General features: G+C 40.5%; 14 protein-coding genes. 11 read left to right on the forward strand and 3 right to left on the reverse strand.

Annotation, left to right across the window (positions count from 1 at the left end):
• Positions 1 to 6: 6 nt before the first annotated feature.
• Genes ACR65M_RS18570 through ACR65M_RS18580 form a run of 3 tightly spaced genes read right to left on the reverse strand, consistent with a single transcriptional unit; the run spans position 7 to position 3,661 of the window.
• Entirely contained in the window at positions 7 to 1,122 is a 1,116-nt protein-coding gene (locus ACR65M_RS18570; RefSeq protein ID WP_341333238.1) for a Ger(x)C family spore germination protein, read from the reverse strand.
• Between the two features lie 3 nt (positions 1,123 to 1,125).
• Positions 1,126 to 2,574: a spore germination protein gene (locus ACR65M_RS18575; RefSeq protein WP_341333237.1), complete on the reverse strand. Its 1,449-nt coding sequence runs from the start codon at positions 2,572 to 2,574 to the stop codon at positions 1,126 to 1,128.
• Positions 2,561 to 3,661 (reverse strand): GerAB/ArcD/ProY family transporter, encoded by a 1,101-nt coding sequence (locus ACR65M_RS18580; protein ID WP_341333236.1) that lies wholly within the window; start codon positions 3,659 to 3,661, stop codon positions 2,561 to 2,563. The genes ACR65M_RS18575 and ACR65M_RS18580 overlap by 14 nt, the downstream gene beginning before the upstream one ends.
• Positions 3,662 to 4,636: 975 nt before the next feature.
• On the opposite strand from ACR65M_RS18580, the gene ACR65M_RS18585 reads away from it, so the two are divergent.
• The 11 genes from ACR65M_RS18585 to nuoN all read left to right on the forward strand — a co-directional run bounded on the left by ACR65M_RS18585 (position 4,637) and on the right by nuoN (position 15,780).
• Positions 4,637 to 5,014, forward strand: coding sequence for an NADH-quinone oxidoreductase subunit A (locus ACR65M_RS18585; protein WP_099360914.1), 378 nt, complete (start codon positions 4,637 to 4,639; stop codon positions 5,012 to 5,014).
• Positions 5,005 to 5,517, forward strand: a complete 513-nt coding sequence (locus ACR65M_RS18590) for an NADH-quinone oxidoreductase subunit NuoB (RefSeq protein ID WP_121448491.1) — start codon at positions 5,005 to 5,007, stop codon at positions 5,515 to 5,517. Before ACR65M_RS18585 ends, ACR65M_RS18590 begins: the two co-directional genes overlap by 10 nt.
• A gap of 1 nt (position 5,518) precedes the next feature.
• Positions 5,519 to 6,910 carry an NADH-quinone oxidoreductase subunit C gene (locus ACR65M_RS18595; protein WP_341333235.1) on the forward strand — a complete coding sequence of 464 codons (1,392 nt, stop codon included), beginning with the start codon at positions 5,519 to 5,521 and terminating at the stop codon, positions 6,908 to 6,910.
• A gap of 3 nt (positions 6,911 to 6,913) precedes the next feature.
• Positions 6,914 to 8,014, forward strand: coding sequence for an NADH-quinone oxidoreductase subunit D (locus ACR65M_RS18600; protein ID WP_341333234.1), 1,101 nt, complete (start codon positions 6,914 to 6,916; stop codon positions 8,012 to 8,014).
• A complete protein-coding gene (gene nuoH, locus ACR65M_RS18605) occupies positions 8,014 to 9,015 on the forward strand; it encodes an NADH-quinone oxidoreductase subunit NuoH (RefSeq protein WP_121448488.1) in 1,002 nt (333 codons plus the stop codon). Before ACR65M_RS18600 ends, nuoH begins: the two co-directional genes overlap by 1 nt.
• A gap of 502 nt (positions 9,016 to 9,517) precedes the next feature.
• Positions 9,518 to 9,937, forward strand: a complete 420-nt coding sequence (nuoI, locus tag ACR65M_RS18610) for an NADH-quinone oxidoreductase subunit NuoI (RefSeq protein WP_010677182.1) — start codon at positions 9,518 to 9,520, stop codon at positions 9,935 to 9,937.
• Positions 9,934 to 10,449: an NADH-quinone oxidoreductase subunit J gene (locus ACR65M_RS18615; RefSeq protein WP_341333233.1), complete on the forward strand. Its 516-nt coding sequence runs from the start codon at positions 9,934 to 9,936 to the stop codon at positions 10,447 to 10,449. Before nuoI ends, ACR65M_RS18615 begins: the two co-directional genes overlap by 4 nt.
• A complete protein-coding gene (nuoK, locus tag ACR65M_RS18620) occupies positions 10,446 to 10,760 on the forward strand; it encodes an NADH-quinone oxidoreductase subunit NuoK (protein ID WP_099354568.1) in 315 nt (104 codons plus the stop codon). The genes ACR65M_RS18615 and nuoK overlap by 4 nt, the downstream gene beginning before the upstream one ends.
• Positions 10,761 to 10,887: 127 nt before the next feature.
• Complete coding sequence (gene nuoL / locus ACR65M_RS18625; protein ID WP_341333231.1) at positions 10,888 to 12,756, forward strand: NADH-quinone oxidoreductase subunit L; 1,869 nt, start codon at positions 10,888 to 10,890, stop codon at positions 12,754 to 12,756.
• Positions 12,753 to 14,264, forward strand: coding sequence for an NADH-quinone oxidoreductase subunit M (locus ACR65M_RS18630; RefSeq protein ID WP_341333230.1), 1,512 nt, complete (start codon positions 12,753 to 12,755; stop codon positions 14,262 to 14,264). Before nuoL ends, ACR65M_RS18630 begins: the two co-directional genes overlap by 4 nt.
• A 4-nt stretch (positions 14,265 to 14,268) precedes the next feature.
• Positions 14,269 to 15,780 (forward strand): NADH-quinone oxidoreductase subunit NuoN, encoded by a 1,512-nt coding sequence (gene nuoN, locus ACR65M_RS18635; protein ID WP_440274062.1) that lies wholly within the window; start codon positions 14,269 to 14,271, stop codon positions 15,778 to 15,780.
• Positions 15,781 to 15,935 lie beyond the last annotated feature (155 nt).

Here is a 15,935-nt window from a genome sequence, read left to right on the forward strand (position 1 = left end):
TACTATCTATCTTTTGTAATGCACAGTTTTAATAATATTCACTTTAACATCAATCTTTTTAATAGAATCCTTACTAACCGAATTAATCGTAGCTAAATCCCATTCTTTTAAATGATACCGATATGCCTTTTCGCTGATGTTTAATAGATCTGTTTGTATAGCATCGCTTTTTTGTATGGTCTTTTCAAGTTCTTTTTTAATTTGTTTTTCGACTTCCTTTTTTATCTCGGTATAGCTAAGATTTTCCTGGTTTTGTGCAATTTGAACATTCATTTTTAGAGTCAATTGATAGGTGGGTGTTGAGCCACGGTCGACCTTTATTGTCATTTTAGGTTTTTGGATAATTAAACTTATCTTATTTTCTATTAAATTATATGGAATGTTGTTTATATCCTTAGATAACCACTTTAATCCTACTAAGTCTTCTTTAGCTATCCACCCTTTGTATTGTTGCTGTGATACCGCAAACCCACCTGATACAATGGCGATTTTATTTTTTTTATCCTCCTCTGAGAAACTCGCATCGTTTAATGAGAGAGAAGGGATGATAAATGATCCTGTAGGCTGATAATAGGTGGAAATAAAACGATTGTATTCTTTGATTGGGATAATATAATTATTTATCAAAAGCAGGTCTGGATTGTGAATGATCGTGTAAAGGGAAGCAAAGTTAAAGAAACTATCTCCTAATAAGATATCTTTGACATTCTCCTTAGTCCCAAAAAACCAGAGATTGTACCGCAATAATGGATTTTGCCCAATATACTCTATTACGGATTTCATTTGATCCTTTATCACATTCTCACTTAAAATGATGGTATTCACATGTCCATAATAAAATGGCAGTGGTGATTTTTGCTCCAATTCATTTAAGGCAGCGTATATAGTTTTCGCTTTAGCTTCTCCAATCAAATTTGGTACGGATTCTTGGAGTGAAGACGTACCCTCCTGCTTTGCGATATTTGCAAAATTCTGAGCTTGGATATAGACAATAAATTCACCATCTGCGTAATCAATCCCTATCCCTGTAATATATGCTTGACTTTGAATTTCTTTTGCTCCACAACCGACAAGGGTCACAACTATAATCCATATGATGATAACAAGAAGAGTTTTTTTCATAGCCTACTCCTTTTGTGCCTCACGATCAGAATCTACTGGTTGAAATGCTTGGTTTCGTTTTTTCATAAAGGGAAAGGGGAGCCTAATCAAACTATTGATCAGATCTCTAGGCTTAGGTCGATATAAGGATGTCACATAAGGATAACCAAAGCTTTCTGATGAAACAAGTATAGTCATAATAATGAATAATGCAATGAAAAAACCATATAATCCTAGGAACGAAGAAATCAATAGGACAGAAAATCGCAAGATCACAATATTGTTTGATATGGTTTGATTTATCAGTATGTAACCAGAAATGACGGTAATTGAAATCACGACTAGACAGGAAGGCGAAGTTAAGCCCGCGCGAATTGCTGCATCTCCGATAAATAATCCACCTAGAACAGCCACAGTCTGTCCAACGGGTTTTGGAAGACGAACCCCTGCCTCTTTAAATAATTCAAATAAGGCGAGCATCAAAAATGTCTCCATTGGTGCGGATAACGGGAGACCTAATCGAGATGCCGATATCGTTGCGACGAGTGGATATGGTAGTTGGTCGATTTGAAAGGAGATTAAAGAAATATAAAATCCAGGTAGAAAAATGGTGATTAGGAGCGCAAAGAGCCTGAATATCCTAACAACACTGATGTAATAAAAACTATCGTGCATATCTTCAGGTGAAAATAAGGTTTGATTAAAACTAGTGGGACCTATTAAACAAGATGGACTTCCGTCTACTAAAATGACAAATCTCCCTTGGGTCAATGATTTTACAGCGAAATCCGGTCTTCCTGAATGATCCATCAGGGGGAAGATAGAAAATGAACTATCAAATAGGCGTTCCTCGAGCGAATAGCTGCTAACGAGAATATCCACTTTAATGGATTCAATTCGTTTTTTGACCTCTTCCAATACAGATGGATTAATAATATCGTCTATATAGTGCAGGACTACTTTTGTACGACTTCGTTCTCCAATGGAGAATTCAACACTTTTAAGAGAAGAGGTTTTTAACCTTTGACGGATTAACGCCATATTATCCGATATATTCTCTACAAATCCATCTCGAGGCCCCCTAATAGAGGATTCTAAATTTGATTCTTCAGGACTCCGCTTTGGAATCTTTGATACAGGGATAAAAAAAAGATCTTTTAAGTCATGACTAAAAATAAGCAATTCTCCTGAGTATAGTTTTTCTTCGATTTCTTGTTTTGCATGGTTAAAATCTTTGGGCTTATTTACATCGAGGACATTGCTGATTACATCATAGGTTAAGAATCCATTTGATTCCCACACATCGTAGATGGTTGGAAAAATGACTTGATTCATATTATTTATATCTACTAAATGAGGGCAATACATGAATGTTATTGTGAATTCTCCATACGACTTCTCTTTAACTACGATATCTGAAGAACTTTCAAACCAATTCTTCAGATTGCTTATGAGGACTTCAACTTTGTTCACTTTTACTTTCTCCATGTTTTTCACCCGCCAAATGAATCAGTAATAAAAAGAATAGTAAAATGAAGATTTGAACACCAAGACTGATCGGGAAATAAATATTTTTTAAAAATAAAAAAAAGGAATGCGCATCCCATGGAATATAAACACCTAAAATTAGAATTGAATAAAGGGTAGGAAGCACCCATTTTGCGCTTTTTCGAAACGTAAAGAGCTTTTCCACAATAAACAAACATAAACTTATTCGAACGAAAGCCCCTGAAAGCCACTGAAACATGGACAGGAAATCTAATCGGGTAATATGTTCACCTATTTTTAACAATCGCCATTCTTCATAGGCAGGATTTCTCAGCTTTACAGCCTCTTGTAGTCCAAATTCAGATAGAGCTCCTGTTAGGGGGCCTAAAATTAAGCATACAAGCATGAATCCAGTCAGAATTAACCACTTAGCTTTAAGTTTGTTTTGGATAAAAGGGGTTAAAAACAATAAAAAAACGATATCAAATAAACCTGAGCATGAATAAAGGATTCCTTGCAAAAATTCACTGTACCCATTTTCAAAAAACGGAAAAAGTAATTCATAATCCTTCCTCGGTGTGTTTCCAATTCCAACTGTGAAACCAAAGATAGATACAACAGGTAAAGAAATAAAAGCGATTGTACTTATCGTCAGTAATCCTTTTAATGAAGCATAAAAACATACAACAGCAAACATGATGATAATAACAAAGTCTGGGGTATCAAGAGAATAGTTCCCTTTTGCCCATATAAATGTGAACTTTAACGTAACCAAGGCTACAAGTAAGAAATAAGAACCAAGTATTCCGTTTAGCAAAGTGTAAATCCATTTATATTTAACTTTTTTACTAAGCAATGAAAATATGTCAGTTTGCCCATTTATTTTTTTATAGAGATAGTAAACAAGTAGAATCCAGATAATGAATGGAATCGTGCTAAAAATAACACTTAACCATGAATCCCTGTTCGAAGTTGATAAGAGTACAGGGAGAATCTGGACATGTACCATAAAACCGGTAGACATTATCAAAAGTACATATATATGAACTGCGCTTATAAGCTTTCCTTTCATTTAAAGCCACCTTAATATCAATCATTTCCTATTATAGGTTGTGCGTTGAAGGTAAAGCTTATGCATAAGAACCGCTTGTTTTCATGGCTCTTTCCTTTTTTGGACAATAATTTTGATTTATGGCTGATATTTTTCGTTTATGGACAATAGTCTATTAGTATAGGACAATATTTAAAATTTATGGACGATAGAGGTTGGAGGGATTGAATGGAGTTGGAGATGCAGGTTTTGGTGAGGTAATTTTACAGTCAAAAGGTATGGCTCTTTTCTAAAAGATTGTTGCTTTTTGTTAATAAATTGCAAACCAAGTTGATTGGAGCGTAAGGTGGCGACGAGGAGGCTCAAGCCACGCCCGCGGAAAGCGTCCACCTGAAGCGGAAGTCAACGATATAAAAACAACAAAGTTTGCGAAAACAGCCAAAGGAATAAATGTATATTGCATTGATACGAATAAAGTGTATTCGTACCCTCAGTTGGTGAAAAAGCTTGTTCGAGGCATGAATCACATGATTGAAAAAATGAAGATCCTTACTATTGTTCTATAAAAATAGAAATTGTTATTTTTAATGAACGTAAAGCACATCATTTCAGCCCCGGCTGAAACAATAAATTAAAGAAAAAATGACTAGAATTACAAGCTTTTTCTGCCCATTTTTACTTTATTTGTCTTAAATGGTAATTTCGTAGAATATGTGCCAGGTTTGGTCGACACTAGGCTGGGAAAAGTGCTATAATGTATTCGGTTACATTTATAATATTTTGGCAATAAAATTTTATTCAGTGCTGTTCCATACTTTTTCGAGTTGGTGATGAAATTTGAATACATAATTGTGGTGTGTTCCAAACGTGACTGAATAAAGTTTGCCTCCGGCGGATGCCTCGATTTTGAAAAGAAACTTTTCGCAAGCTTGAAAATAAATCGGGTGCAAATACGCCATGGCGCATTTGATTATATTAGATATCGGAGGGGGCTACATGGAGGATCTGTTGAATCAGTATTTGAATAATTACTTGATTGTGGTTGTCTTCTTGTTGTTGGGAATTCTACTCCCGATTGTGGCGTTGTTTTTGGGGAAGTTGCTACGGCCACATGCACCGAGTGAGGAGAAGGCTACTACATATGAGAGTGGGATTGAGCCATTCCATGATTCGCGTGTACAGTTTAATGTACGCTATTATATCTTTGCGTTATTGTTTGTTATTTTTGATGTTGAGACTGTATTTTTATATCCATGGGCAGTTGCCTACGAAAAACTCGGGATTTTCGCATTAGTTGAGATGTTGATTTTCGTTGTTATGCTCGTTATCGGCTTAGTATATGCTTGGAAGAAGGGCGTGTTAAAATGGATTTAAAAATTGATGGAATTTCAGATTTAGAGATGGAAGAGTTAAAGAGAAGTGTATTTATGACGACGCTAGAGCAGGTGAAAGGTTGGGCGCGAAGTAATTCGTTGTGGCCACTTACATTTGGTCTAGCTTGTTGTGCAATTGAAATGATGGGGACAGGTTCTTCCCACTATGATTTGGATCGATTTGGTTCCTTTTTCCGAACATCTCCACGTCAGTCCGATTGCATGATTGTATCAGGTACAGTGACCAAGAAGATGGCACCGGTTTTAAAGAGATTGTATGATCAAATGCCAGAACCAAAATGGGTCATTGCGATGGGTTCATGTGCAACAGCAGGGGGTCCTTATGTGAAATCATATGCGGTTGTGAAAGGGGTCGACCAGATTGTACCTGTTGATGTATACATCCCAGGCTGTCCACCAAACCCAGCTGCACTTATTTACGGGATTAATAAATTAAAAGAAAAGATTCGCTATGAGGCTAAAACGGGGAAGAAGGTGATTTAGCGTGAGCGAAGAAAAAGACCTGGAACAACTTAAGCGAGAGGCTGCAGAGAAGGCGAAGGAAGCTGCAAAAAAGCGACTAGCCGAAAAACAGGCAGCTGAAGCGAAAAATAAAGAGGAATCCAAGGAAGAAAATATAGATATTGCGAAGGCAAAAGCTGCTGCGGCAGCAAAGGCGAAGGCCGCGGCGCTAGCTAAGCAAAAGGCCAAACTACAAGCTGAAGAGGCGACAGCGTCTAATGAAGATTCAGAATCATCAGAAGAAGTAAATATTGACATTGCAAAACAAAAGGCAGCAGCGGCAGCGAAGGCAAAAGCCGCGGCACTAGCAAAGCAAAAGGCGGCAGAGGCTGCATCAGCGGACACGTCAGAGGGAGACGATAAAGCAACTGCGAAAGCGAAAGCAGCAGCGGCAGCAAAGGCGAAGGCCGCGGCACTAGCAAAGCAAAAGGCGGCAGAGGCCGCATCAGCGGACACGTCAGAAGGAGACGACAAAGCAACTGCGAAAGCGAAAGCAGCAGCGGCGGCAAAGGCGAAGGCCGCGGCATTAGCGAAGCAAAAAGCGGCTGGTGGAGCATCAAGTGATGACGACTTAGCGAAGGCGAAGGCAAAGGCGGTTGCGGCAGCGAAAGCAAAGGCTGCAGCACTGGCGAAGCAGAAGGCGGCTGAAAAAGCGGGCGAAGGATCAACAGATGATGAACTAGCAAAAGCGAAAGCGAAAGCTGTAGCAGCAGCCAAGGCAAAAGCGGCGGCAGCAGCGAAAGCCAAAGCGGCAGCTGGCGGTGGTGGCGACGATCTTGCGAAGGAAAAAGCGAAAGCAATTGCAGCAGCCAAGGCAAAGGCCGCGGCAGCAGCAAAAGCAAAAGCCGCTGCAGGTGGAGCACCTGGGGAAGTAGTAGAAGAAGAGGCAACGCCGTCACCTAACCAAAAATATTTGGATAAGTACGTGAAAGTAATCACGGAGCACCTAGGTGGTGACGTTTTAGAAGATTCATATATTAATACATTATCAAAAGATGTGCCAACACTTGTTGCAAAGCCGGATACATATTATAGGATTGCACAGTTTTTAAAGTTTAATGAACAGCTTGGATTTGATTATCTATCGGAACTCCATGGTACAGACTTCCAATCGCATATGGAAATGTATGTTCACTTATACTCTTATAAAAACCGTCAATCTGTTGCATTAAAAGTGAAGCTTGACCGTGATGAGCCAACGACTGCATCCTTACAGCCTTTATGGGAAGGCGCAAATTGGCCAGAGCGTGAAGCATTTGATTTGCTCGGGATTAAATTTGAAGGACATCCAAATTTAACACGAATCCTATTGCCGGACGACTGGGTGGGACATCCACTTAGAAAAGACTATGAACCGTTTGACGTGGAGGTGTAGCATATGATTCGTACAGAAGAAATGCTCCTAAATGTAGGGCCACAGCATCCAAGTACGCACGGAGTATTCCGTCTTGTTGTTAAAATTGACGGAGAAATCATCACAGAAGCTACACCCGTAATTGGATACCTACACCGTGGAACAGAAAAACTTGCAGAGGACTTGCAATACACACAAATCATTCCGTACACAGACAGAATGGACTATTTGTCAGCGATGACGAATAACTATGTACTTTGTCATGCGGTTGAAACAATGATGGACATTGAGGTTCCTGAGCGGGCTGAATACTTACGGATCCTCGCTATGGAATTGGGGCGAATTGCGAGTCACCTTGTATGGTGGGGCACGTATTTACTTGATATCGGAGCAACAACACCGTTTCTTTATGCATTTAGAGAGAGAGAAATGATTATTAATTTACTAAATGAGCTTTCCGGGGCAAGGCTGACCTTTAACTACATGCGTGTAGGTGGGGTTAAATGGGATGCGCCTGAAGGTTGGATTGAAAAGGTAAAGGAATTTGTTCCATATATGAGGTCACAGCTTCCAGGGTACCACCAGCTAGTAACAGGAAATGAAATTTTCAGGGACCGTGTCATTGGAGTTGGAAAGTACACGAAGGAAGATGCATTAAATTACTCCCTAAGTGGTACGAATCTTCGTTGTACAGGTGTTAAATGGGATCTTAGAAAAGATGAGCCATATTCAATCTATGACCGCTTTGATTTTGACGTACCAACGAGAGACGGTGGAGATGCATGGGCACGTTATCACTGCCGTATGGAAGAGATTGAGGAATCTCTTAAAATAGTAGAACAGGCTGTGGAACAATTCCCTGAAGAAGGTCCGATTATGGCCAAGGTTCCGAAAATAATTAAAGCACCAAAGGGTGAAGCATATGTACGAATTGAATCACCACGTGGAGAAATTGGCTGCTATATTTCGAGTGATGGTAAAAAAGAACCGTATCGTTTGAAATTCAGACGTCCGTCATTCTACAATCTCCAAATCCTCCCGAAGCTTTTAAAGGGTGAGAATATGGCAAACCTGATCACCATTTTAGGTGCAATCGACATTGTCCTCGGGGAGGTTGACGGCTAATGATAGAAAACCTACTGAATTCACCTCCGAGTTGGCTGAATTTTGGTATTTTCTTTTTACTTGCAACCGTCTTACTATTAGTCATCCTAGGATTCGTTACGTATGGAATCCTTGCAGAACGTAAGGTGATGGGCTTCATGCAAGCACGTCAGGGTCCGAACCAAGTAGGGGGACGCTGGGGGCTTTTACAAACAGTGGCTGACGTATTAAAGCTTCTTATTAAAGAAGATGTAATCCCGAAAGTGGCGGACCGTCCCCTGTTTATACTTGCACCTGTGCTTGCGTTTGCTCCAGCCTTCATGGTTGTGGCAGCACTTCCGTTTACGGAAAGCTATAAATTTGCAGATATTGGGGTGGGGTTGCTCTATTACATCGCCGTATCTGGACTCACTACGATTGGAATTGTCGCAGGTGGTTGGGCATCGAATAATAAATATGCCCTCATGGGAGGAATGCGTGCAGCTGCACAGATGATTTCCTATGAAATTCCGCTGGTGATGTCAGTGATTGGGGTTATTTTATTATCTGGAAGCTTGAATCTTTCTGATATTGTTGAAGCTCAGGATAAGGTTTGGTTTATTTTTGCACAGCCGATTGCCTTTATTGTATTTTTTATCGCGTCTGTTGCCGAATTAAACCGTGTGCCATTTGACTTACCTGAAGCAGAATCAGAGATTGTCGCTGGTTTCCATATTGAGTATTCAGGATTTAGATGGGCTTTCTTTATGCTTGCCGAATATGTGTATATGTTTGCGATGGCAGCCTTAACGACCGTTCTTTTCTTAGGAGGCTGGAAACCAGTTTTATTCCTAGACTTTATACCTGGTGCCGTTTGGTTCTCATTAAAGTTTAGCTTGGTAATCTTTGTTTTAATCTGGTTCCGTTCCACCTTCCCACGTTTACGTGCTGACAGACTGATGGAATTCGGTTGGAAAGTACTCCTTCCAATTGCATTAGCTAACATCTTCTTATCGGCTTTAATTAAGGAATTATTTTTCTAGGTTCTTTTCTAAAAACTTGTTGCTTTTTGATAAGTGTGCAAACCTAGTTGATTGGAGCGTAAGGTGGCGACTCCTCGAAAATGTATTCACATTTTCTTCGTGCGTGGGTTATTTCAAAGAAGCAAATTCAGAGTCCAGCGGGAAAAGCGTGAGACTTGAGACCCCGTAGGAGCAGTAGCGACCTGTCCAGTTGCAGCGGCTAGAAACTCGGGAAATTTCAACTCCTCCTTCAGAGGCAAAATACGCCTCTTTGTCGGAGTCTCCGACGCACACGACGTGCTAGTGCCGACTTCGCCACAGGAAGTGGCGCTTTAGTCGGCCAATTTTCTCGTTTCTGTGCAAGCCGCCTCCACATTTCGTTGAGGAGGCTCAAGCCACGCCCGCGGAAAGCGTCCACCTGAAGCGGAGGTCAACGATATAGTAAACAACAATGTTTGCGAAAACAACGTTTTTCTAAAAAGGATTCGTGTACCGAAACTACCTTATAAAGGGGTGACAAACTATGTTTGGCTTGCTGAAAGGGATGAAATATACCCTTAATCAATTAACCTATAAAAAAGTCACATATGATTATCCGAATGAACCATTACCACTACCAGATCGCTTTCGTGGTATTCAAAAATTTTATCCGGAAAAATGTATCGTATGTAATCAATGTGCCAACATTTGTCCAACCGATTGTATCCAGCTAACCGGGAAAAAACACCCTGACCCGACCAAAAAAGGGAAAATAATTGATACCTATGATATTAACTTTGAAATTTGTATTCTATGTGACCTATGTACTGAGGTTTGTCCGACAGAAGCAATTGTCATGACAAACAACTTTGAACTTGCGGAATACAGTCGTGATGACTTATTTAAAAACCTTGAGTGGTTAGATGAAAATGATACGAATGTAAGGAAGGAGAATAAAGCGTGACTGGAGAATTTTTAGCATTCATAGTCCTAGCAATTAGTGCGATTGGCGGCGGTATATTAATGCTGAACCTCCAAAAGGTCATCCACATGGTAATCGCACTTGTATTCACCTTCATTAGTATCGCAGGTTTGTATGTGATGCTTCATGCAGAATTCGTTGCAGCTGTGCAAGTCTTAATTTACTCAGGGGCCATCACCATTTTAATGCTCTTTGGTATTATGCTGACGAAACACAATGACACAAACGAACCAAAAGTAAGTCGTGGTCGAACCTTCCTTGTTCTTTTTGGAATCCTTGCATTTGGTGTTGCTGTTTACCTTGGCATTTACGATTTGGATTTTGGAGGGCAAGCGACAGACCTGCACGTGAACAATACGGAGAAGATTGGAATGGAGCTTTATGCAAAATACGTGATTCCATTTGAATTAACATCTGTTGTCTTACTTGTGGCGTTAGTAGGGGCAATCATCTTAGCGAAAAAAGACAATGTAGAGGAGGCGAACGAGGAATGAGTTCTGTTCCATTAGCAGCCTACCTCATCCTAGCGTTAATTTTATTTTGTATTGGTCTTTACGGGGCATTCACAAAAAGAAATACAGTTATTGTGTTAATTTCTGTTGAATTGATGCTAAATGCGGTAAATATTAATTTTGTGGCTTTTAGTAAATACGGAATGGTCCCTGGAATTACGGGTCAAATTTTCTCACTGTTTACAATCGCCATTGCTGCAGCTGAATTTGCTGTTGGTCTAGCTATTTTGATGGCGTTGTACCGAAATAAACGCACAGTTAATATTGATGAAATGAATACGATGAAACATTAACTTAGCTTTTGTTGGGAGAATAAAACGACAATACGCTAAGTCGTATTTGATGAAGTACCGGTAAAGGCTGTGAACCAAATGGTCTACTCAGCCTTAGCCGCAAGCCAAAGAAGGGGATTGTGATACGATGATGGAAAATGCATGGATCATACCGCTTTTCCCGCTTATCTCTTTTTTGTTCCTTCTTATATTCGGTAAACGATTGAAGGAGTCGAGTGCGTATCTTGGCATTCTGCTAACATTTATTTCATTCGTCTACTCGGTGTTGGTTCTCATTTCGAGACTTGGGAACTCAACATACAAATATGAGAGCACGTGGTTATCAATTGGGGATGTTCACTTAACAGCGGGGTTTGAAGTCAATCAATTAAATGCACTTATGTTAGTGGTAGTATCGCTTGTCAGTTTTTTAGTACATATGTATTCAAAAGGGTATATGCATGGTGATGAGCGCTTTCCTGTTTTCTATGCGTACCTTGGGTTATTTACTTTTGCGATGTTAGGATTGGTCATTTCTCCAAACCTTCTCCAAACGTATATTTTCTGGGAGCTTGTAGGACTTGGTTCATTCCTATTAATTGGTTTCTATTTCTATAAGGAAGAAGCAAAAGCTGCAGCGAAAAAAGCGTTTATTATGACGCGTATCGGAGATGTAGGCTTATTAATTGGGATGATTCTATTATTCTGGCAAGTTAACAGCTTTGAATATGATGAAATTTTTAGCGCCGTTGGTGCTGGAGATATTTCACCAACCATGATCACATTAACTGCGATTTTAATTTTTGTGGGAGCTGTTGGTAAATCTGGTCAATTCCCACTTCACACCTGGTTGCCGGATGCGATGGAAGGTCCGACACCTGTTTCAGCTTTAATCCACGCAGCTACAATGGTTGCGGCGGGGGTTTATTTAGTGGCTACGACTTATCCTTTATTTGCTGCAAGTCATGCCGCGTTGATGACAGTTGCGATTATCGGAGGAATTACCGCGATTTTTGCAGCATCAATAGGTTTAGCACAAAAGGATATTAAACGTGTTCTGGCCTACTCTACTGTGAGTCAGCTTGGCTATATGATGCTTGCATTAGGATCTGCCGGGTATGTTGCAGGAGTATTCCACTTAATGACACATGCTTTCTTTAAAGCATTGTTGTTCTTGGCAGCGGGTAGCGTCATCCATGCTGTTCACACACAGAACATTGAGGAAATGGGTGGATTGTGGAAAAAACTTCGCATTACAGGTCCTCTATTCTTAATTGGGACCTTAGCTATCAGTGGTGTTCCATTTTTCTCAGGTTTTTTCAGTAAGGATGAAATCTTAATTGCGACCTGGGCACAAGGGAATTACGTGCTGTTCTGGTTAGCGGTGATTGCGGCTTTCTTTACTGCATTTTATATGTTCCGCTTGTTCTTCATGGTGTTCACTGGTGAGGCAAGAGGAAAACAAACAAATGTCAAAGAATCACCGAGTGTGATGACAATACCGATGATTGTTCTTGGAGTTCTAGCGGTTGTAGCAGGATATGTGAACACACCTTGGTTTGGCACCTTTTTAGGGGATTGGTTAACAGAAGGTACGAACCTATATGGACCAAGTCATCACGAAGGGCCAGGTTGGATTATGGCTGTTGCAACATTTGCGTCCCTATTTGGTCTGCTGCTTGCCTATGGGATGTATCAACGGAAGTCTATTTCAAGAGACTTTTTCAGCTCTCGCGCACCAATTATGTATAGTGTCGTCTATAACAAATATTTTATTGATGAATTTTATAACATGACCGTTGTCTACGCGACAAAGGTATTTAGTTTATTCCTTCGCTATATAGATGAATTTTTAGTAGGGGGAATTGTAAAAGGCGTGGCAATGGCAACCCAAGGAATCGGAAAGCTTGGAGCTAAGCTTCAAAACGGGCAAGTTCAAATGTACACTTCCGTTGCCTTTGTTGGATTAGCGATTTTACTACTTGTTGTGGCACTGACAGGGGGGTACTTAAGATGAGCTCATTTATTCTTTCACTTTTAGTATTCTTCCCGATTTTAGGTATTGCACTACTTGCTTTTGTACCAAAAACTGAGGAAAAAACGATTAAATTAGTTGGCGTATTAGCTACTATTCCTTCATTGGTATTGGCTCTTTATGTGTACGGGTTTTATACAGGTGGCGGAGACCTTGAAAAGCTAAAGGAATCAGTCTATTGGTTTGGCTTTCTGCCAAAAGGCAATCCGTGGGAAGTCAATTATGAGATGAGTCTAAACGGATTCACCCTAGTACTCGTTCTTTTAACAACTGTGATTTCCACACTTGCTGCTATTGCATCCGTTCATATCAAGAAGGAATGGAAAGGCTACTTCATGCTCTTCCTTTTACTTGAACTAGGAATGCTTGGCGTATTCACAGCCGGGAACTTACTATTGTTCTTCGTGTTCTTTGAAATGACCTTAATCTCTACGTTTTTTCTCATTGGGAAGTGGGGATATTTTGAAAAAGAAAAAGCAGCATTTAGTTTTTTAATCTATAACGGATTAGGTTCCGCGATCTTGCTGATCGTGATCATGATCATTTTTGCAAAGGCTGGAACAACGAATATTTCGGCACTAACGGCGATTTTTGCCAGCCCGGCAGATAGCTTGCCAATTCCAGGTACATTTTCTGAGGACCTAAAACTTGGATTATTGATTGCGATCATCATTGGATTTGGAATTAAATTGCCGATTTTTCCACTTCATACATGGATGCTTCGTGTTCACGTACAAGCACCGCCATCCATTGTCATGATACACTCAGGAATCCTTTTAAAGATTGGAGCTTACGGGATCATCCGCTTCGGAATGGGATTCTTCCCAGATGAATTCAGCACACTTGCTCCAATTGTTGCGGTGCTGGGAGTAATCAATCTTTTGTATGGGGCATTTTTAGCATTCGTCCAAAAAGACTTCAAAATGGTTCTGGCGTACTCGAGTATTTCGCATATGGGAATTGTGTTGATAGGACTTGGTGCGATGAATGAAGCGGGAGTGCAAGGCGCCGTATTCCAAGTTGTGTCACATGGCTTGATTTCAGCATTATTGTTCTTCTTAATTGGGGTCATGTACGAGAGAGCAGGCACATCGTATATTGATAAGCTTGGTGGGCTTGCAAAGGTGATGCCACTAACGGCTGGATTCTTATTAGCAGCTGCGATGGCTTCACTTGGTTTACCTGGGATGTCCGGATTCGTTAGTGAATTCATGGCATTCCTTGGGCTGTTTAAGGAAATGCCAGTTCTCGCTGCGGTTGGGGCAATCGGCATTATTATGACAGCTGTGTATTTGCTTCGTGCAGTACTACATGTGACATATGGTAAGACGATTCATTCCTATGAGGGAGCAGTTGATTTACGTCCAATTGAAATGGTACCGGTATTGGTGTTACTTGCGTTTATCGTATTGATTGGTGTTTATCCTAACGTGCTTACACAGCCACTTCAGGTTGCACTTGAAACTATCATGCTAGGGTTAGGAGGGTGAGCCGATGGATACAGAAACTTTACTAAGCTTTGATTGGGGAGTTATGGCACCTGAATTTATCATCCTCGGTGTTGCAACCCTTCTATCGTTACTGGATTTATTTATGGGAAAAGACAAGGACCGACGGCCACTCGGTTGGATTGGAGTCGTGGGAATCCTTGTTGCAATCGGGTTTACGGTTTCGTTAATCGGGAATGATGTCACATCGATTTTGTACGATACATTTAGACTTGATTCCTTTGCGATTGCTTTTAAATTAATTTTACTAGTGGGGACAGGACTTGTACTCTTGCTAGCAATGAGCTATGAACCCGAAGAGGGGCTTGTTGAGTATCGTGGTGAGTTTTACTACTTACTTCTAGCAGCACTCTTAGGTACGATGATTATGACATCAAGTGGTGACTTGATTACATTATTTGTCGGATTAGAATTGCTCTCGATTTCTTCCTATATATTAGCTGGGCTTCGGAAACGCAATAGGTTATCAAATGAATCCGCGATGAAGTATGTCATTAACGGAACGGTCTCCACAGCCATCTTTTTATTCGGTGTCAGCTATGTCTATGGACTCACTGGAACCTCGAATTTAAGGGAGATTTTCGGAGCATTCGGTAACCTTCAGGATCCACAACATATCTATCTTGTTGCACTTGCTTTGTTTATGATCGTAGTTGGACTATCCTTTAAGATCGCGGCTGCTCCATTCCATATGTGGGCACCTGATGTGTATCAAGGAGCACCAACACCTGTTACGGCGTTTTTAAGTGTTGTTTCAAAGACAGCGGGCTTTGTTATTATCTTAAGAATTATAGTAACAGGGTTCATCCAAGCGCCCTCAGGAAATGGTGAAGCAGAATTTTTATTGTTCCACCTGCAAGACCTGTTAGCAATCATAGCGGGTGCAACCATGATTATCGGGAATACCATTGCGCTTAGACAACGAAATATAAAGCGGATGATGGCATACTCAAGTATTGCCCACGCAGGATACCTGTTAGTAGCATTTGTAGCTTTCTCATATTTTATGATGGATGCGATTTGGTTCTATTTAGTTGCTTATCTCTTCATGAGCCTTGGATTCTTCGCGGTTCTTCAGGTGATCACGCAGAAATCTGACTCCGAGGATATTAGTCAATTTGCAGGTTTATATAAGCGCTCACCCGTGTTAGCCGTTGCACTTGGAGTGTTTATCCTTTCTTTAGCAGGTATCCCTGGAACGGCAGGATTCATTGGAAAACTAGAGATTTTCATTGGAGCTTTTGTAACGAGCCCACCACGTTATGTGCTGGCGTCGATTATGATTGCAACAACCGTTGTATCCTATTTCTATTACTTCGGAATTTTAACACAGATGTTCTTTAGACCTGCTGCAAACGATGAAAAAATTAAATTACCTGCAGGTGTGTTGATTGTTTTAATTGTTGCAGTGGTTGGGACCATTGGCTTTGGAATTTTCCCAGGTGTCGCCTTTGAATTCATCCAGCAATTCGAAAGCTTCGCAGATTTTATAGGATAAAAGTTGGGTGGCAGCACCATGAAATGTTGCCATTCCATTTCAAACAAATAGGGGTGTATGAGAAGAAGAGGTATGGGGATGTGAACTGACCTAGCCAAATGAGACATATATAAAACACCTATCCATATTAAATTTAACACTTTTTCATTAATTTG

It is taken from the genome of Ferdinandcohnia sp. SAFN-114 (genome assembly GCF_059415045.1).

What these genes read in the sequence shown, in the direction of transcription:
- nuoL (WP_341333231.1), top strand. Translation starts at nt 10,888, where the DNA reads ATGATGGAAAATGCATGGATCATACCGCTTTTCCCGCTTATCTCTTTT.
- nuoK (WP_099354568.1), top strand. Translation starts at nt 10,446, where the DNA reads ATGAGTTCTGTTCCATTAGCAGCCTACCTCATCCTAGCGTTAATTTTA.
- nuoH (WP_121448488.1), top strand. Translation starts at nt 8,014, where the DNA reads ATGATAGAAAACCTACTGAATTCACCTCCGAGTTGGCTGAATTTTGGT.
- ACR65M_RS18570 (WP_341333238.1), bottom strand. Translation starts at nt 1,122, where the DNA reads ATGAAAAAAACTCTTCTTGTTATCATCATATGGATTATAGTTGTGACC.
- ACR65M_RS18630 (WP_341333230.1), top strand. Translation starts at nt 12,753, where the DNA reads ATGAGCTCATTTATTCTTTCACTTTTAGTATTCTTCCCGATTTTAGGT.
- nuoI (WP_010677182.1), top strand. Translation starts at nt 9,518, where the DNA reads ATGTTTGGCTTGCTGAAAGGGATGAAATATACCCTTAATCAATTAACC.
- nuoN (WP_440274062.1), top strand. Translation starts at nt 14,269, where the DNA reads ATGGATACAGAAACTTTACTAAGCTTTGATTGGGGAGTTATGGCACCT.
- ACR65M_RS18580 (WP_341333236.1), bottom strand. Translation starts at nt 3,661, where the DNA reads ATGAAAGGAAAGCTTATAAGCGCAGTTCATATATATGTACTTTTGATA.
- ACR65M_RS18600 (WP_341333234.1), top strand. Translation starts at nt 6,914, where the DNA reads ATGATTCGTACAGAAGAAATGCTCCTAAATGTAGGGCCACAGCATCCA.
- ACR65M_RS18585 (WP_099360914.1), top strand. Translation starts at nt 4,637, where the DNA reads ATGGAGGATCTGTTGAATCAGTATTTGAATAATTACTTGATTGTGGTT.
- ACR65M_RS18590 (WP_121448491.1), top strand. Translation starts at nt 5,005, where the DNA reads ATGGATTTAAAAATTGATGGAATTTCAGATTTAGAGATGGAAGAGTTA.